At 62.6% G+C, this 17435-nt stretch carries 15 protein-coding genes and 1 tRNA gene; 9 read left to right on the top strand and 7 right to left on the bottom strand.

All coding sequences use genetic code 11. The annotated features are described in order from the left end of the window. Positions 1-9: 9 nt before the first annotated feature. Positions 10-228: a hypothetical protein gene (locus EFR00_RS12460; RefSeq protein WP_077993409.1), complete on the bottom strand. Its 219-nt coding sequence runs from the start codon at positions 226-228 to the stop codon at positions 10-12. Positions 229-380: 152 nt separating this feature from the next. Here EFR00_RS12460 and EFR00_RS33000 point away from each other — a divergent pair, with 152 nt between their 5' ends. Beyond that, positions 381-539, top strand: a complete 159-nt coding sequence (locus EFR00_RS33000; RefSeq protein ID WP_164519030.1) for a hypothetical protein — start codon at positions 381-383, stop codon at positions 537-539. 62 nt (positions 540-601) lie between these two features. Continuing rightward, positions 602-730, top strand: a complete 129-nt coding sequence (locus tag EFR00_RS33880) for a hypothetical protein (protein WP_280950801.1) — start codon at positions 602-604, stop codon at positions 728-730. A 30-nt stretch (positions 731-760) separates the two neighbouring features. On the opposite strand, the gene EFR00_RS12455 is transcribed toward EFR00_RS33880, so the two are convergent. Beyond that, a complete protein-coding gene (locus EFR00_RS12455; protein WP_077993407.1) occupies positions 761-1093 on the bottom strand; it encodes a hypothetical protein in 333 nt (110 codons plus the stop codon). Between the two features lie 113 nt (positions 1094-1206). Next, a tRNA-Thr gene (locus tag EFR00_RS12450) sits at positions 1207-1282 on the bottom strand. 156 nt (positions 1283-1438) lie between these two features. On the opposite strand from EFR00_RS12450, the gene EFR00_RS12445 reads away from it, so the two are divergent. The 3 genes from EFR00_RS12445 to EFR00_RS12435 are packed head-to-tail and all read left to right on the top strand — an operon-like array spanning position 1439 to position 3771. Further along, positions 1439-2212 carry an NAD kinase gene (locus EFR00_RS12445; protein ID WP_010059525.1) on the top strand — a complete coding sequence of 258 codons (774 nt, stop codon included), beginning with the start codon at positions 1439-1441 and terminating at the stop codon, positions 2210-2212. Between the two features lie 4 nt (positions 2213-2216). Then, on the top strand, positions 2217-2720 hold the full coding sequence (locus EFR00_RS12440) for a hypothetical protein (protein WP_077993405.1): 504 nt from the start codon (positions 2217-2219) through the stop codon (positions 2718-2720). Between the two features lie 31 nt (positions 2721-2751). Further along, complete coding sequence (locus EFR00_RS12435; protein WP_077993403.1) at positions 2752-3771, top strand: alpha/beta hydrolase family protein; 1020 nt, start codon at positions 2752-2754, stop codon at positions 3769-3771. Positions 3772-3826: 55 nt separating this feature from the next. Here the strand turns inward: EFR00_RS12435 and prfB are convergent. The 3 genes from prfB to EFR00_RS12420 all read right to left on the bottom strand — a co-directional run bounded on the left by prfB (position 3827) and on the right by EFR00_RS12420 (position 9209). Next, positions 3827-4958, bottom strand: a protein-coding gene (gene prfB, locus EFR00_RS12430; protein WP_164519029.1) for a peptide chain release factor 2 whose coding sequence is annotated in 2 segments (ribosomal slippage) — positions 3827-4888 and positions 4890-4958 — 1131 coding nt in all. Because the reading frame shifts where the segments join, the coding sequence is not laid out codon by codon here. Positions 4959-5058: 100 nt separating this feature from the next. Then, entirely contained in the window at positions 5059-7518 is a 2460-nt protein-coding gene (locus tag EFR00_RS12425; RefSeq protein WP_038688258.1) for a penicillin-binding protein 1A, read from the bottom strand. Between the two features lie 416 nt (positions 7519-7934). Next, complete coding sequence (locus EFR00_RS12420) at positions 7935-9209, bottom strand: N-acetylmuramoyl-L-alanine amidase (RefSeq protein ID WP_077993397.1); 1275 nt, start codon at positions 9207-9209, stop codon at positions 7935-7937. Positions 9210-9833: 624 nt separating this feature from the next. Here EFR00_RS12420 and EFR00_RS12415 point away from each other — a divergent pair. Further along, entirely contained in the window at positions 9834-12716 is a 2883-nt protein-coding gene (locus tag EFR00_RS12415; protein ID WP_077993396.1) for an Rne/Rng family ribonuclease, read from the top strand. 141 nt (positions 12717-12857) lie between these two features. Further along, on the top strand, positions 12858-13067 hold the full coding sequence (locus EFR00_RS12410; protein ID WP_077993441.1) for a type II toxin-antitoxin system VapB family antitoxin: 210 nt from the start codon (positions 12858-12860) through the stop codon (positions 13065-13067). 273 nt (positions 13068-13340) lie between these two features. On the opposite strand, the gene EFR00_RS12405 is transcribed toward EFR00_RS12410, so the two are convergent. Further along, positions 13341-14999, bottom strand: a complete 1659-nt coding sequence (locus EFR00_RS12405; RefSeq protein ID WP_077993394.1) for an acyl-CoA dehydrogenase family protein — start codon at positions 14997-14999, stop codon at positions 13341-13343. Positions 15000-15178: 179 nt separating this feature from the next. On the opposite strand from EFR00_RS12405, the gene EFR00_RS12400 reads away from it, so the two are divergent. Both EFR00_RS12400 and EFR00_RS12395 read left to right on the top strand, forming a co-directional pair. Beyond that, on the top strand, positions 15179-16135 hold the full coding sequence (locus EFR00_RS12400) for an aspartate carbamoyltransferase catalytic subunit (protein WP_077993392.1): 957 nt from the start codon (positions 15179-15181) through the stop codon (positions 16133-16135). Continuing rightward, entirely contained in the window at positions 16132-17421 is a 1290-nt protein-coding gene (locus tag EFR00_RS12395) for a dihydroorotase (RefSeq protein ID WP_077993390.1), read from the top strand. Before EFR00_RS12400 ends, EFR00_RS12395 begins: the two co-directional genes overlap by 4 nt. The last annotated feature ends 14 nt before the right edge of the window (positions 17422-17435 follow it).

Raw genomic sequence — 17435 nt, 5'->3', positions numbered from 1 at the left:
CTGGACTTGCTAGGCCGGCTTACGGGCCGCGGCAAAGGGGATGGCCAATGTCGCCCGACTGAAACTCGCCGCCTGCATATCGACGGTCTCAGCCTGACGCTGATGAGCCATGACAGTGCGTCGCTTGGCTTCCACATGCGCGCCGACTGCATTTCCACAAGTCAAGGAAGAAGGCGGCAGCCGCTTTCGCTCGTCCGCCGCGACGCGGTCTAGCTCTTCTTTATGCATGTCGTTATCCCGGGACCGGGTGTACACTTCCGGGCGACAGGCATTAGACAGGAGAAATCCACTTTTGCCTTGGAATGACCTTCTGGAGCACTATGATCGGGCGGCGATCGATCGTAGCGACCGGTCACAAGCAAGAAGGAGTGATCCCCATCATGGCCATTCGACCGCTGATTTTCGGTATCCTGTTCATCGCGGCCTTTGTGGGAATCATCCTCAGCATCATCTGGGTGGACACCTCGCACCCGGTCCACCAGCCCGATCCTCTATCGCCGATGGCACCCGGCCCGGCGACGCCGGGACCGGTGCAATAGGCCGCGAGGAACGCAGCCGGCGATTGCGCGTTGATCCCCAACCGAATGAGGATTGTACGCTCATGCGCATAATGATCGCCGTCGTCGCCTTCATGGTCGCCTCCGTTCTCAGCATTGCAATCCTGTCGCCTTCCGGCGCAGGCCAGAGCGACAGGATCGAGGCAAGCGTCAACGAACCGGTCGCGCATTGAGCTGACGGCCCGGGCGATTCGCAACCGCGCTCAACCGCGGTAGAGCCAGAAGGGGAGATCGCGATCGCGATGGCGCCACTCCCGGCGTTCCTGCCACCGCTCCGCGCGCCACCGCCGCCAGCGGCGGTCATCATCGCGCCAGTCGGAGCGGCGCCAATCGCGCCGATCGCGCCAGCCACGGTCGCCACGCCAGTCACCGTCATCACGCCAACGATCACCTCGCCAGCTGTCGCGAATTTTGACGACATCTCCCTGCGCCGTCATCGCGGGCCGTTCAGCGGGCATAGCGGAAGCAGGTGCGACGGAGGCAAAAGCCGCACCGGCGGCAATGGTTACGGTGAGAATAATGTGTGCGAGCTTCATGGCGCTGCTTCCTCATTGATGATGAGGAGACAATGCCCCAGAGCGGCTGAACTGCCGCTGAAGCAGCCCTTCAGGCAAGGTTCATCGAGTCACAGCATATCGGAGAATAGGGATGGTGCCCCCGCCAGGGTTCGAACCCGGGACCCCCTGATTACAAATCAGGTGCTCTACCAACTGAGCTACAAGGGCAATAGCTGCCCAACTAACAGATTCTGCGATCCTGTAAAGGAAAATCCGATTCTGCGGACAGTCCGGCTTGGCGCCAAAACGCCGGGGCCGTGCAAAACGGCCTTGTCGCAGCGGCCTTTTATCCTTTAGCTAGAGCAGCTTCACAAAGGGCATTGCATGGGCCGTTCATTTCAGACGCTTTCGTTTATCGCCTCGCCAACGATGGAGGCGCTCGCCGCGCGCGAAGAGCTGATTCGCATCTATGGCGACGTGCCGCAGGATAAGGCCGACGTTATTGTCGCGCTCGGCGGCGACGGGTTCATGCTGCAGACGCTGCACAGCACCATGAACTCCGGCAAGCTGGTCTACGGGATGAATCGCGGCTCGGTCGGTTTCCTGATGAACGATTACAGCACCGAACGGCTTCAGGAGCGCATCTGCGTCGCCGTCGAAAACGCCTTCCGGCCGCTGAAGATGACGACGGCCAATGCCGACGGCACCAATTCAACGGCTCTTGCCATCAACGAGGTCTATCTGTTCCGCCAGTCTTATCAGGCCGCCAATCTCAGGGTCGTGGTCGACGGGCACGTGCGCCTGGAGGAGCTGATCTGCGACGGGCTGATGGTGGCGACCCCAGCCGGATCGACGGCCTACAATCTTTCCGCCCATGGCCCGATCCTGCCGCTCGAGGCGCCGCTGCTCGCCATGACACCGGTCAGCGCTTTCAGGCCGCGGCGCTGGCGGGGGGCTCTGCTTCCCAACAAGGTGACCGTCGATATCGACGTGCTCGAGCCGGTGAAGCGGCCGGTGAATGCGGTGGCCGACAATACCGAGGTCAAGTCGGTGCTGCATGTCCGCATCGCCCAGTCGGAGCATATGACGGCGCGCATCCTCTCCGATCCCGACCGCTCCTGGTCCGACCGTATCCTCGCCGAGCAGTTCAAGGATTGAGACGATGGCAATGCGACGGATATTGATGACCACGATGTTCCTCGTCGGATGCTCGGCCGCAATCGCCGCTCCCGCTCAGGACGCCATCCTGCCGGCTTCGGTGATCTTTGCCACCAGCACCGGCTACTGGGAGGACGACGGCAACGCACCTGATATCGAGCGGGCGCCTTCCGCCGCCGAGAATGTTTCCGCCCCTCAGGGAAAGCGCCATGGCTATTACAAGCTCTTTGCCGTGCGCCAGCCGGATCGGACCTCGAAGGTCTATCTTCAGCAGATTGCCCAGACGGAGAGCGGCCCGGCGATCGCCTCGACCGTCGAGTTGCAGGAGATCAGCGATCTGAAGCCCTACGTGACCGATATACGCCCGGAGAATTCGAGCGGCATCAGCAAGCAACCAGGCCTCTTCGCCACCATCTATCTGAAGACCGACCCTGCGGCCGAGCCGGATGGCTGGACGGTGCTGATCGACGAATTCGGTGACATCACCGTCGAGAAAGCGACCAATTGAACAACGGGCACTGTTTGCACAGGCTTGGACGATGAAACTCGGCTTTCGTGACGGCGTTCTTTACGACGACCAAAGACCGGACTGGGACGCAGCCGGCCCGAGGCCCGTCAGCTGGGCTCTGTGGTACCCGGCTGCCGATGACGCGCTGGAAAGCGATATTCGGGAACGAAGCTGGTTTCGCAAGGCGGCAGTCGCCCGCGACGCGCCGATTCGGCCGGCAAGCAGGCCTTATCCCCTGGTCCTGCTGTCGCACGGCACCGGCGGATCTGCGGCGGGGCTGGAATGGCTGGCGCGGCGCCTGGTCGATCGCGGATTTGTTGCGCTCGGCGTTAACCATCACGGCAATACCGGGATCGAGCCCTATCGAGCCGAAGGGTTTGCCTGTCTCTGGGAACGAGCGCCGGATCTAAGCCTGATGCTGGACCGCAGCCGCGACTGGCTCGGCGATCTCGCCGGCCGGATTGATACAGCCCGTGCGTTTGCGGCCGGATTTTCGGCCGGAGCCTATAGCGTCATGCTGCTTCTCGGCGCCGTCGCCCAGTTCTCGCAGTTCGAACCGTCAAGACTGAAACCGGGTGGGCCGCGCGGCCCAAGGGAGTTTCCCGACCTTGCCGATCATATCCCCTCGTTGCTGCGTGAGAGCGATGTGTTTCGCCAGTCATGGTCCCGCATGTCGCAGTCCTATCGTGACGACAGGATCACGGCCGCGCTGCTCTGCGCGCCGGGTCGCTCCATTTTCGCTTTCAGCGAGGAAAGTCTGAAAACGGTCGCGGCACCCGCCCTTATCCTGGTTGGCGACGCGGACAGGGCGGCACCGGCCGAAGAATGTTCAACATGGCTGCATGCGCGACTGGCGCGCAGCGCGCTGAAGATTTTCGGCGGCGGCCTCGGGCATTATGTCTTCGTACCGGAGGGCACGGGATTAGGCTTTGCCTTTGCGGCCGAGCTCTTCACCGATCCCCCTGATATCGAGCGCGCCGCCATTCATGACGAGACCGCCGATCTGTCGGCAGCGCTGTTTCAGCACGGCGACATCCGCGCCATCGCCTGAACGAAGAAGGCCCCGTCTCCGGGGCCTTCTCGTCATTCGATCTCGCAACTACCTGTCAGTCGACATCCTCGACGACCGCGTCGGCGGCGCCACTGATGCGGTGGGCAAGGGCCGCTTCCATGAATTCGTTCAGATCGCCGTCGAGCACGTCATCAGGAGCGGTGCTGGCGACGCCGGTGCGCAGGTCCTTGACCAGCTGGTAGGGTTGCAGCACGTAGGAGCGGATCTGATGGCCCCAGCCGATATCCGTCTTGGAAGCGGCTTCGGCGTTGGCGGCGTCCTCCCGCTTCTTCAGCTCGGCTTCATACATGCGGGCGCGCAGCATGTCCCAGGCCTTGGCCCGGTTCTTGTGCTGGGAACGCTCCTGCTGGCACTGCACGACGATTCCGGTCGGGATATGGGTGATGCGCACGGCCGAATCCGTCGTGTTGACGTGCTGGCCGCCGGCGCCCGACGAACGATAGGTGTCGATGCGGCAATCGCTTTCGTTGATCTCGATCTGGATCGAGTCGTCAACGACGGGATAGACCCAGATCGACGAGAAGGAGGTGTGGCGACGCGCGTTGCTATCGTAAGGTGAGATGCGCACCAGACGGTGGACGCCCGATTCCGTCTTCAGCCAGCCATAGGCGTTGTGTCCCTTGACGAGCAGGGTTGCGGACTTGATGCCCGCCTCTTCGCCGTCGTGAACTTCGAGAAGCTCGACCTTGAAGCGCTGGCGTTCGGCCCAGCGGGTATACATGCGCAGCAGCATGTTCGCCCAGTCCTGGCTTTCGGTGCCGCCGGCGCCGGAATGAACTTCGAGATAGGTGTCGTTGCCGTCGGCCTCGCCGGAAAGCATGGCTTCCACTTGGCGGCGCGCGGCCTCGGCCTTGAGGGCCTTCAGCGTGTCTTCGGCTTCCTTGACGACACTCTGGTCGCCCTCTTCCTCGCCAAGCTCGATCAGCTCGATGTTGTCGTTGAGCTGCTGTTCGAGCTGCTTGACGCCGTTGATGCCGTCATCCAGCTGCTGGCGCTCGCGCATCAGCTTCTGCGCTTCGGATGTGTCGTTCCAGAGGTTCGGATCCTCTGCCTTGTTGTTCAACCAGTCCAGTCGTCTTATCGCCTGGTCCCAGTCAAAGATGCCTCCTCAGCAGGGTGATAGCCTGCTTGGTTTCATCGACCACGTTTTCGATTTCGGCTCGCATTTTCCTGCTTCTCTGTCTCGGTCTTTCAAGTGCTGGTGACATAGAGACGCCCGCCGCGGATGTAAAGGCCCGCGGCAGGCTTCAAAAATTAGGGCGACGGTCAGAAGAGACCGGGTGTGCCGGTCTGGACGGCCTGGTTGGCCTGCGGCGAGGTCTTCAGGATTTCTTCCGGCGCCATGGTGCTGTCCATGCCGATGACGTTGAAGCTGTCGGCCGGGCCGGTGCCGGGCTTGAAGGCCTCGATGATGGTGTTCGGATCGCCGTCGACGGCGGCCATGCCGGTCTTGCGGTCGATCGGGATCAGGTTCATGCCCGGCGGAATGACGAACTTCGATTCCGGCGTGTCCTTAACGGCGGCCTGCATGAATTCGTTGAAGATCGGGGCGGAGAGACCGCCCCCGGTGCCGCCGCGGCCGAGCGGACCCGGCGTATCGAAGCCCATATAGAGGCCGGCGACCAGATCCGGCGTGAAGCCGACGAACCAGGCATCCTTCTCGTCGTTGGTGGTCCCGGTCTTGCCGGCGACGTCGCGGCCGCCGAGATCGATCTTGCCGGCCGCGGTGCCGCGCTGAATGACGCCCTGCATCATCGAGGTGATCTGATAGGCGGTCATCGGGTCGAGAACAGTTTCGCGGTTGTCGACGACATTCGGCTCTTCCTGGTTCTGCCAGTCGCCGGCATTGCAGCCCTCGCACAGACGCTCCTCATGCTTGAAGATCGTCTTGCCGTAGCGATCCTGGATACGGTCGATCAGGGTCGGCTTGATCTGCTTGCCGCCATTGGCGATCACCGAATAGGCCGAAACCATGCGCAGCACCGTTGTATCGCCGGCGCCGAGCGACATCGAGAGAACCGGCAGCATGTGATCGTAGATGCCGAAGCGTTCGGCATATTCGGCAACGATATTCATGCCGAGATCGTTGGCGAGGCGCACCGTCATCAGGTTGCGCGAATGCTCGATGCCCGAACGCAGCGTCGACGGACCGCCGGATTCGCCGCCGTAGTTTTCCGGCCTCCAGACCTGGCCGCCCGAGACGATTTCGATCGGCGCGTCCATGATGACGGAGGCCGGCGTATAACCATTGTCCATCGCCGCCGCATAGACGAAGGGCTTGAAGGAGGAGCCCGGCTGACGCATCGCCTGGGTGGCGCGGTTGAATTCGGACTGGGCATAGGAGAAACCGCCGACCATGGCGAGGACGCGGCCGGTCTTCGGATCCATGGCGACCAGGCCGCCCTGCACTTTCGGGGGCTGGCGCAGACGATAGGAGGTCGACGACTGATCGCCGAGCTTCTCGACATAGACGACGTCGCCCGGGTTCAAGACGCCGGCCGGCGTTTTTGCGGTCTTGCGCGAGCCGTCCGCCGAACGGTAGGCCCATTGCATGTTCTTGGCGTCTATCGTGCCGCGTTGCCGGTCGGCCGCGACCTTGCCGCTGCCGTCCTTGCCCGGCTGCAAGCCGATGTCGACATTGCTATCCGATGCGGCGAGCACGACGGCGAGACGCCATTCCGGCACGTCGGAGAGCGCAGGAATATCGGCAAGCGCCTTGCCCCAGTCGCCGCTTGCATCGATCTGCTTGATGGGCCCATGAAAACCGCGGCGCTCGTCATAGGTCACGAGGCCATCCTGCAGCGCCTTACGGGCAGCAAGCTGCATCTGCGGATCGAGCGAGGTACGCACGGAAAGGCCGCCCTCGTAGAGGACCTTCTCGCCATATTGATCGATCAACTGACGGCGCACGGCTTCGGCGAAAAAGTCGGAAGCGAAGAGCGATGGACCTGTGCTGCGGGCGGTAACGCCGAGCGGCTGCTTCTTGGCTTCCGCGCCGTCGCTCTGGCTGACATAGCCGTTCTCGACCATACGGTCGATTACCCAGTTGCGGCGCTCGAGCGCAGCCTCGGGATGGCGGAAAGGATGATAATTGGCCGGACCTTTCGGCAGCGATGCCAGATAGGCGGCTTCGGCAACGGTCAGTTCGGTAACGGATTTGTTGAAATAGGTGAGCGCGGCGCCGGCGATGCCATAGGAATTCATGCCGAAAAAAATCTCGTTCAGGTAGAGCTCGAGAATCTTGTCCTTGCTGTAGGCCTGCTCGATGCGGAAGGAGAGAATTGCTTCCTTGATCTTGCGGTCGATCGTCTGATCCGAGCTCAAAAGGAAGTTCTTGGCCACCTGCTGGGTGATCGTGGAGGCGCCGACCGGGCGGCGGCCGGAACCGAAATTCTGCAGATTAACGAGGATTGCGCGGCCGAGGCCGGTCAGGTCGACACCCGGATGGTTGTAGAAATTCTTGTCTTCAGCCGACAGAAAAGCGGCCTTGACGCGGTCGGGGACGGCCTGGATCGGCAGGAAGAGACGCTTTTCCTTGGCATATTCAGCCATCAGAGCGCCGTTGCCGGCATGCACGCGGGTCGTGACCGGCGGCGCGTAGCTGTTCAGAACGGCATAGTCCGGGAGATCCTTCGCGACATTGGCGAGATAGATGGCAATACCCGCCGCCGCGACCAGAAACAGGACGCAGGCCATTCCGAAGAAATATCCAACAAGTCTAACCATATTTTCAGCTACCGGTCTCTTCGATCGTCAATCGGCACAGACGCAACGATTGCACAGATCAAGGCAATTTGCACGTTGCGCGCGGCTTACTCCATGAGCGCTACCGCTACAAGCCGATTCCGCGCTTCAGGCGGTGAAACATAAGCCGGAGTAACGGCGTGAATGTGAGCAAAATAGGGCCCTCCCCGCCGCATTCACCGCTGAGGCCCCGTTTCATCGCGACTGTCACATCCAAGCAACGCCCTGCCCGCCGCCAATCCGCAGCGCGTGCCTGCGAAATTGATTCAAGCGGCACACTCAACTCCTTGTTTTTATGGTTATCGACCTCACTCAACCGGCTGGCCCCCTGATAGGGCGGGGCCGCGCGTCTCTCAAAGACGCAAGGGAGACTGTAACACTCTGAGCTGCTGCACGCATCAACCGCCATTTGCAACGACGCCGCTGCGATACCGCTTCACGGCGTCGTTCAGCAGATCGGCCATCTTGCCGCGCCAGCTCTCATCGAGCAGCAGTTTCTCATCCTCGGCATTCGAGAGAAATCCAAGCTCGAGCAGGATCGAAGGCACGTCGGGGGCCTGCAGAACGCGGAAGCCGGCATGGCGGTGCGGATTGTTGATGGTACCGACCTGATCCTTGAAGGAATTCAGCACGCTCTCGGCCAGCGAGATCGAGAAAGCCTGCGTCTCTCGCCGCGTCAGGTCGAGCAGGATGTCGGCGACTTCGGGAGGCTCGGCGACCGTTTCCTTGCCGGCGATCTGGTCGGAGAGGTTTTCGCGTTCGGCAAGATCGGCGGCGAGCTTGTCGGAGGCCTTGTCCGAGATCGTATAGACGGTCGCGCCGCGGATATCCTTCTGCTTCAGCGTGTCGGCATGCAGCGAAATAAACAGGCCGGCATGGTTCTGGCGGGCAATCAGCACGCGCTGCGAAAGCGAGAGGAACTCATCATCATTGCGGGTCAGGAAGGCTTTGATGCCCGGCTCCTTGTTCAGCCGGTCGGCCAGAGCCTTGGCGAAGGCGAGCGTCACCTGCTTTTCCTCGGTCTTGGTATCGACGCCGATCGCGCCGGTATCGATGCCGCCATGGCCGGCGTCCACGGCGATGACGAAATCCCCGGGGGCGGTTTTCGCAGGTGCGGGAATGGCACTCGTCGTCTGGGCCGCGGCGTTCCGATCATTCCAGGTCCGGTCGCCCCATGATTGCGTCTTGACCAGTTCGGCAAAGGCCTGCTTGTCGATCATCTCGGCCTCAAGCACCAGCCGATGCCCCTTGCCGGCCTCATCGGCCTGCACCTTGGCGAGGGAAAGCTTCGCCGGCCTTGCCGCTGTCAACACGATGCGGGCGCTCTCCTCGTCCATCTTGCCGTAGCGAATGTCTCTGAAGAGGCCGCTGGCGGCCAGATCCTTGCCCGGAAAGCCAAAGGCGGTCGCCGGCAGGTCGATGACGATACGCTCAGGATTGGCGATATAGTGAACTGAAAACCGCGGTTCGCGGTCGAAATCGATGACAATCCGTGTTCTGGCGTCATCGCCGATGATGCGCGCGCCGTAGGCAAGCAGCGGATCTCCCGTCTCGGCCGACCCCGCGACCCCAGGCAGAATACAGCCGGCGACAAACACCGCCGTCATGAGCCGCCTTGCGAATGTCGATCGCCGCGTTGCGGACTGCGCCGCGATCCGAGCCCTCTTAAACAATAAACTGCCACATCCTATTTATAGCGCGATGGACCCGACATGGCCGGAGCGGACGCCCGAGAGCGAAACGCCTTTGCCGCCTGCCGAATCGCAATCGCTGGCCCCCAGCTTCTATGTGTTCCGAAATCCATCAATATTATGGCACATTTGGCTTTTCCCTTGCTATTGTGACAGAGAAAACATACAACGCATTTTAGGGTAGAAGTGTTGACGGGATAGAGTCGCCGCAAGGGCTGCCAGCCAGATCTGGACCTGGCGCCACATCGGTCATCGTCCGCCGTCTCATGCGTTTCAACCCCAGTACTGGATCCTGATTTTCCGGCTTTTTGTCGGAACTTCATTGGTGGATCAGCCACCACGCTCTCAGGGAGCAACCTCATCGGACCCGAAAAGGGTCTTCGTATTTGTCGATCACGCTTGGTTGTTGATGGTTTCGCAGCAGGTTTTATCTGAAGTGTACAGGCCCCGGACCGAAACGGTTCCGGCTGCGGTCTGGCTGCTGCTCTCCTCTTCGCGCCAGGCGCGACTTTCATTATCCGGCGCGGCCACGGTGGACCGCATTCTTTCTGTTTCTACAGCAGTCGGGAATGCGCTCTCGCGGCCACGCCGAGGAGCACAGCTTACATGGCAGACAAAATGCTTATCGATGCGTCTCACGAGGAAGAGACGCGCGTCGTTGTCGTTCGCGGAAACCGCATAGAAGAATTTGACTTCGAGTCGCAGCACAAGAAGCAGATCCGCGGCAATATCTATCTCGCAAAGGTAACGAGGGTCGAACCCTCGCTGCAGGCCGCCTTCGTCGATTACGGCGGCAACCGGCACGGCTTCCTGGCCTTCGCCGAAATCCACCCCGATTATTACCAGATACCGCTCGCCGACCGTCAGGCGCTGCTTCGGGCCGAGGCCGAAGAGCATCGCCGGGACGAAGACGTCGAGCATGTCGAAACCGCGCCGATGGTCGACCTTTCGACCCAGGACCAGCCGGATGTCGGCATCGTGCCTGCGGAAGCACCGGTTGCCGTAGCCGACGAGATTGCGCCGGCCGCACCTGCCGAGGCCGAGGCATCGCCCGAAGCCGCCGAGGAAGCGCCGGCCAAGAAGGCAAGGCCGCGCCGCAGCCGCAAGAAGGTCACCGAAGCAGCTGCTGAAACGACCGCGACCGAGGACGCCGTTCCCACAGACGTCGAGGCCGAAGGCGCTTCGAGCGTTGACAATGAGGATGACGGCTCGACCGGCGGAGCAATGGCCGCGATGGTGGAAACCGACTCGATCTCCGAAGACGTCGATACCAGCAAGCGTCGTCACGATGACGACGATGACGATGACGATCACGGCGAAGAGGAAGTCATCGAATCCGTCGGCGCCGAAGACGCGATGGAAGAAGTGCCAGACCGCGTGCAGCGCAAGCCGCGCAAGCAGTATCGCATCCAGGAAGTCATCAAGCGCCGGCAGATCCTGCTGGTGCAGGTCGCCAAGGAAGAGCGCGGCAACAAGGGCGCGGCGCTGACCACTTATCTCTCGCTCGCCGGCCGCTATTCCGTGCTGATGCCGAATACGGCGCGTGGCGGCGGCATTTCCCGCAAGATCACCAACCCTGCCGACCGCAAGCGCCTGAAGGAAATCGCGCGCATGCTCGAAGTGCCGCAGGGCATGGGCGTCATTCTGCGCACCGCCGGCGCCAACCGTACCAAGGTCGAGGTCAAGCGCGACTTCGAATATCTAATGCGCCTGTGGGAGAACGTGCGCACGCTGACGCTCGCCTCCACCGCTCCCTGCCTGGTGTATGAGGAAGGCTCGCTGATCAAGCGTTCGATCCGCGATCTCTACAATAAGGATATCGGTGAGATCATCGTTGCCGGCGAAGAAGGCTATCGTGAAGCGAAAGACTTCATGAAGATGCTGATGCCGAGCCACGCCAAGGTGGTTCAGCCCTATCGCGACATCCACCCGATCTTCTCGCGTTCGGGCATCGAAGCCCAGCTCGACCGCATGCTGCAGCCGCAGGTGACGTTGCGCTCCGGCGGCTATCTGATCATGAACCAGACGGAAGCGCTGGTTTCGATCGACGTCAACTCCGGCCGCTCGACGCGCGAACACTCGATCGAGGACACGGCGCTGCAGACGAACCTCGAAGCGGCGGAAGAAATCGCCCGTCAGCTTCGCCTGCGCGACCTCGCCGGCCTGATCGTCATCGACTTCATCGACATGGAAGAAAAGCGCAACAATCGCGCCGTCGAGAAGAAGCTGAAAGAATGCCTGAAGAACGACCGTGCCCGCATCCAGGTCGGCCGGATCTCGCATTTCGGCCTGCTCGAAATGTCGCGCCAGCGTATTCGCGCTTCGGTTCTCGAATCGACCACGCAGGTCTGCTCGCATTGCGCCGGCACCGGTCACGTCCGTTCGCAGTCCTCCGTCGCGCTGCATGTCCTGCGCGGCATCGAAGAGTATCTGCTCAAGAATACGACGCACAACATCACCGTGCGGACCACCCCCGACATCGCGCTCTACCTGCTCAACCACAAGCGCCAGACGATCGTCGATTATGAGAGCCGCTTCGGCGTGGCGATCGTCATCGATGCGGACGGCTCGGTTGGCGCGCAGCATTTCGCCATCGATCGCGGCGAGGCCGTAGAAAATCCGGTCAAGATCGAAACGCTCTTCAACTTCGCAGCTATTCCCGAGGATGACGACGACGATATCATCATCGAGGCGGATGAGGACGAAGACGAGGAACTCGAGGAAAAGCCGGCTGCTGCCGAACGCGCCGCCACGGCACGCTCGGAAGGCGATGGTGACGGCAATCGCAAGCGCAAGCGCCGCAGGCGCCGCCGCGGCCGCAACGGCAATGCCGAACAGCCTGTATCGGCTGCGGGCGAAGCCGGCGATGAGGACGAGGACGGCGACGACGAAGGCGCCGAAGGCGATGAAACCACCGGCGCTGCGCCCGAGGACCGTGCCGAAAACGACGACTCACAGCGCCGCAAGCGCCGTCGTCGCGGTAAGCGTGGCGGTCGCCGCAACCGCGCCGAGGACGGTTCCGAACTGACCGCCGGTGAAGCCGGCGAAGGCAACGGCAGCGATGAGGACGAAAGCGACGATGTTTCGAACGACGTCGCTCCTGCCGAAGCTGCAATCGTCGAGACAGTTCCCGAACAGCCCGGCGAAGACCAGGCCGCAGCGGCCGCCGTCGAGGGTGCGGCCGTCGTCAGCGAGGAAGTGAAGCCCGCCCGTGGTCGCGGCCGCCGCAAGCCCGCCGCATCGCCGGTCGAGGCGCTTGTGGTCGAAGCCGAAGCAGCACCCGCCTCCGAAGCCGAGCCGGAGTTGACCGAGGCCTCCGCCGACCTTCAAACGCCTGCCCAGGAAGAGGCAAAGCCGGTTCGCGCCAACCGCGAATCCAACATCGCCTCGTCCGAGCCGACGGTGAAATCAACCCGCAGCGAAAATGGCGAAAGCGACGACGGCAAGCCGAAGAAAGCCGGCTGGTGGCAGCGCCGTGGCTTCTTCTGAACGCTGATTTTCGGACGTAAATGAGAAAATCCGGCCGCGGCGACGCGGCCGGATTTTTGTTTATTGTGGTGCTTGTTTAGCAAAGTTGAACCCTGGAGGCTGGGCGTGTACCTTGACAATATTGGTATACGCGGGGTGATCATGCGGATGACGATCGATATCGATGATGGCTTGCTCGACGCCGCAATGATCGCCACGGGATTGGCGACAAGAGAGACCATGGTAGAACTGGCTTTACGAAATCTCGTCGAGAGGTACCGCCGGAAAAATGCGATCGCAGATCTCGCTGGATTAGGCTGGGAAGGCGAGCTGGACGAGATACGTCGCGACCAGCCGGACGGCAGACGGTGATTGTCCCAGGTGGTCGCGGTGCCCAATCGAGCCGAGCGATAGCAATGCGGTGCGTCGACGGCTGCCCCTCACCCTAACCTTGCCGGGGTCAAGCCGCTGGTCTCGACCCGTCCTGCGGACCCCCGTTCTGACGGGAAGAGGGAACGTGCCCTGCGAGACGTTGGCGAGAGACCGAGAGCTTGCGGCATGTCCCCTTCGCCCCGTTTTACGGGGAGAAGGTGCCGGCAGGCGGATGAGGGGCGGTGCTCCGGCTCGAGCTGTCCCCGCCTGCGGTCAGCCCGCCGGCGGATAGAGAAGATCGACGATGTAGCTGGCGTCGAAGCGGGAATCGAGCATGCCGTAGGTGGAGCGCCAGCCGCCGGCAAGGCGGGTCTCGATGAAGGCATCGGCAATGCGCCCTGCCCCGAGCCGATAGAGTTCGGCGGCACCGGCCGCAAGCGCCAGCTGCTCGACGAGCAGGCGCGCCGCACCCTCATCCTGTTCGCAGAGCGCGATTGCGGCGCGCAGCACGTCGATCGTCTTCTTGCCGGCGGGTCCGAGATCGCGGGCGAGGCCGGCAAAAACCGTCTCGAACAGGTCCTTGCCGCGGTTGAGCACACGCAGAACGTCGAGCGCCATGACGTTGCCGGAGCCTTCCCAGATCGCATTGACGGGAGCCTCGCGATAGTGGCGGGCGATCGGACGTTCCTCGATGTAGCCATTGCCGCCGATGCATTCCATCGCTTCATAGATCAAGGCGGGCGCTATCTTGCAGCACCAGTATTTGGCGACCGGCGTCATGACGCGGGCATAGGCCGCCTCCTCGGCATTGCCACGCGCCTTGTCGAAGGCATCGGCAAGACGGAAGGACAGCGCGGTGGCGGCGGCAACGTCGAGCGCCATGTCGGCAAGTACGCGCGTCATGATCGGCTGGTTGACGAGCATCTTGCCGAAAACGCTGCGGCCGCGCGTGTGGTGCACGGCCTCGGCGAGCGAGGCGCGCATGATGCCCGACGAGGCCAGCGCGCAATCGAGACGGGTCAACGTCACCATGTCGAGGATGGTGCGGATGCCGGCATCGGAGCCGCCGAGCAGGAATCCGAACGTGTCGGTGAATTCGACCTCGCAAGAGGCATTGGAGCGATTGCCGACCTTGTCCTTCAGCCGCTGGAACTGCAGGCCGTTGGCCGAACCGTCCTCCAGAAGGCGCGGCACGAGGAAGCAGCCCATGCCTTCCTTGGTCTGCGCCAGCATGATGAAAGCATCGCTCATCGGGGCGGACATGAACCATTTGTGGCCGGAAAGCCGGTAGATGCCTTCGCTGACCTTTTCGGCGGCGCTTCGATTGGCCCTGACATCGGTGCCGCCCTGCTTTTCCGTCATGCCCATGCCGATGGTCACCGCGGACTTCTGCATGGCGGGGCGGTTGGACGAATCATATTTGCGCGAGAGAATCTTCGGCGCCCAGTCCTTCTGCACCGCGGGCGAGGCCGAGAGCGCGGCAACGGAGGCGCTCGTCATCGTCAGCGGGCAGAGATGGCCGGATTCCAGCTGTGCCGTCAGATAGAAGCGGGCGGCGCGAACCTTGTGGGCCTCGTCCTTGGCGTCGGTATCGGCCTGCGGATCCCAGACGGAGGAATGCAGGCCGACCGACATGGAGCGGCGCATCAGCGCGTGCCAGGCCGGATGGAACTCGACGACGTCGAGGCGCTCGCCGCGCGGACCGTGGGTGCGCAGCTGCGGCGCGCCCTGATTGGCCATGCGCGCCAGTTCCTGCGCCTCCGGCGAGGTGACGTAGCGGCCCATGTTTTCCAGATCCTCGCGGATGCCGCGCGGCAGGGCCGCCGTCAGATCGACGATCAGCGGATCGGACCGGTAGGCGTTGATGCCGGACCACAGGCTCGGCTGGTTGAGTTCTGCGAGTTTGTCGTCAGTCCGGTTGGCGGAGGTCATAATTCGCTTCTAGTGTAAGAACCCGGCAAAGGGAAACCGGAAGTTATGATTCGGTTCATTCTGCTCTATCGGAATTCTGGCGAAAATGCATGGGGACATAAGCCTTTGCCCACAGCGCATGCTTGCCCCGGCGGGCCGCACTCTTTATAGACCCGCCAGAGACAGCAAGAGGCAGGGTCATGGTCTTTTTCCCCCACCGCCACCTCATCGGCATCAAGGGCCTCACCGAGCAGGATATCACCTATCTTCTCGACAAGGCCGACGAAGCCGTCAAGATCAGCCGCCAGAGAGAAAAGAAGACGTCGACACTCCGCGGGCTGACGCAGATCAACCTCTTCTTCGAGGCATCGACCCGCACGCAGGCCTCCTTCGAACTTGCCGGCAAACGGCTCGGCGCCGACGTCATGAACATGTCGGTCGGCAATTCCTCGGTGAAGAAGGGCGAAACGCTGATCGATACGGCGATGACGCTGAATGCGATGCGCCCCGACGTTCTTGTCATCCGCCATTCGAGCGCGGGTGCGGCCGCGCTGCTCGCCCAGAAGGTCTCCTGCTCGGTGGTCAATGCCGGCGACGGCCAGCACGAACATCCGACCCAGGCGCTGCTCGACGCGCTGACGATCCGCCGCGCCAAGGGCAAGCTCTCGCGCATCATCGTGGCAATCTGCGGTGACGTACTGCATTCGCGGGTGGCGCGCTCCAATATCCTGCTGCTCAATGCGATGGGCGCACGCGTGCGCGTCGTCGCGCCGGCCACCCTCCTGCCCTCCGGCATCGCCGAGATGGGCGTCGAGGTCTTCCACTCGATGAAGGAAGGGTTGAAGGACGCCGACGTGGTGATGATGCTGCGGCTGCAGCGCGAGCGCATGTCGGGCGCCTTCGTGCCGTCGGTGCGGGAATATTATCGCTTCTACGGACTCGACGCCGAAACGCTGAAGGCGGCGAAAGAGGATGCGCTGGTCATGCATCCAGGCCCGATGAACCGCGGCGTCGAAATCGCCTCCGAGGTGGCAGACGGCCCGCAGAGCGTGATTGCCGAACAGGTGGAAATGGGGGTCGCGGTACGCATGGCCGTCATGGAGACGCTGCTCGTCTCTCAGAACCAGGGCCCCCGAACCGGCGGAATGAAGGCATGAGCAACCCGATCGTCCTTAAGAACGTCCGCATCGTCGATCCCTCGCGCAATCTCGACGAAATCGGCACGATCGTCGCCGAAAACGGCGTCATTCTTGCCGCCGGCAGCGCAGCTCAGAACCAGGGCACGCCGGACGGCGCCGTCGTGCGCGACTGCGCCGGTCTCGTGGCCACACCGGGCCTCGTCGATGCGCGCGTCCATATCGGCGAACCCGGCGGCGAACACCGCGAGACTATCGCCTCGGCAAGCCGGGCAGCGGCGGCCGGCGGCGTCACCTCGATTATCGTCATGCCGGACACCGATCCCGTCATCGACGACATCGCACTCGTCGAATTCGTCAAGAAGACGGCGCGCGATACCGCCGCCGTCAACGTCTATCCGGCCGCCGCCATCACCAAAGGTCTTTCCGGCGAGGAGATGACCGAGATCGGCCTGTTGATGCAGGCGGGCGCCGTCGCCTTCACCGATGCCCATTCCAGCGTCCACGACACGCAGGTTCTGCGCCGGATCATGACCTATGCACGTGAATTCGGCGCCGTCATCTGCTGCGAAACACGCGACAAATATCTCGGCGCCAACGGCGTCATGCATGAGGGGCTTTTCGCCAGCTGGCTTGGGCTCTCCGGCATTCCGCGAGAAGCCGAACTCATCCCGCTCGAACGCGATCTTCGGATCGCAGCGCTGACGCGGGGCCGTTATCATGCCGCGATGATTTCCGTGCCGCAATCGGTCGAGGCGATCGAGCTTGCCCGCAGCCGCGGCGCCAAGGTGACCTCCGGCATCTCGATCAACAATCTGGCGCTCAACGAGAACGATATCGGCGAATACCGCACCTTCTTCAAGCTCTATCCGCCGCTGCGCCCGGAGGACGACCGGGTCGCCATGGTCGACGCGCTGGCGCGCGGCGCCATCGACATCATCGTCTCCGCGCATGACCCGCAGGACGTCGATACGAAGCGCCTGCCCTTTGGCGAAGCGGCGGACGGCGCGGTCGGCCTCGAAACCATGCTGGCGGCTGCCCTCAGGCTTCACCATGGCGGCCAGGTCAGCCTGATGCGCCTGATCGACGCCATGTCCACCCGGCCGGCGGAGATTTTCGGCCTGGATGCCGGCACGCTGAAGCCGGGTGCTGCCGCCGATATCACGCTGATCGATCTCGATGAGCCTTGGCTTGTCGCCAAAGACATGCTTCTCTCCCGCTCGAAGAACACGCCGTTCGAGGATGCGCGCTTCAGCGGGCGGGCGGTCGCGACATACGTCTCGGGAAGGCTTGTCCACACACTTTAGGGACCGGCTGGACT

Source organism: Rhizobium sophoriradicis (assembly GCF_003939025.1).
Lineage (GTDB): Bacteria > Pseudomonadota > Alphaproteobacteria > Rhizobiales > Rhizobiaceae > Rhizobium > Rhizobium sophoriradicis.
Note: the sequence above shows the minus strand (reverse complement) of the source record. Positions and strands in the feature narration are given on the sequence as shown.

Coding starts and splice junctions, on each gene's coding strand:
- EFR00_RS12460 (WP_077993409.1), bottom strand. CDS start 228: ATGCATAAAGAAGAGCTAGACCGCGTCGCGGCGGACGAGCGAAAGCGG.
- EFR00_RS33000 (WP_164519030.1), top strand. CDS start 381: ATGGCCATTCGACCGCTGATTTTCGGTATCCTGTTCATCGCGGCCTTT.
- EFR00_RS33880 (WP_280950801.1), top strand. CDS start 602: ATGCGCATAATGATCGCCGTCGTCGCCTTCATGGTCGCCTCCGTTCTC.
- EFR00_RS12455 (WP_077993407.1), bottom strand. CDS start 1,093: ATGAAGCTCGCACACATTATTCTCACCGTAACCATTGCCGCCGGTGCG.
- EFR00_RS12445 (WP_010059525.1), top strand. CDS start 1,439: ATGGGCCGTTCATTTCAGACGCTTTCGTTTATCGCCTCGCCAACGATG.
- EFR00_RS12440 (WP_077993405.1), top strand. CDS start 2,217: ATGGCAATGCGACGGATATTGATGACCACGATGTTCCTCGTCGGATGC.
- EFR00_RS12435 (WP_077993403.1), top strand. CDS start 2,752: ATGAAACTCGGCTTTCGTGACGGCGTTCTTTACGACGACCAAAGACCG.
- EFR00_RS12425 (WP_038688258.1), bottom strand. CDS start 7,518: ATGGTTAGACTTGTTGGATATTTCTTCGGAATGGCCTGCGTCCTGTTT.
- EFR00_RS12415 (WP_077993396.1), top strand. CDS start 9,834: ATGGCAGACAAAATGCTTATCGATGCGTCTCACGAGGAAGAGACGCGC.
- EFR00_RS12410 (WP_077993441.1), top strand. CDS start 12,858: ATGCGGATGACGATCGATATCGATGATGGCTTGCTCGACGCCGCAATG.
- EFR00_RS12405 (WP_077993394.1), bottom strand. CDS start 14,999: ATGACCTCCGCCAACCGGACTGACGACAAACTCGCAGAACTCAACCAG.
- EFR00_RS12400 (WP_077993392.1), top strand. CDS start 15,179: ATGGTCTTTTTCCCCCACCGCCACCTCATCGGCATCAAGGGCCTCACC.
- EFR00_RS12395 (WP_077993390.1), top strand. CDS start 16,132: ATGAGCAACCCGATCGTCCTTAAGAACGTCCGCATCGTCGATCCCTCG.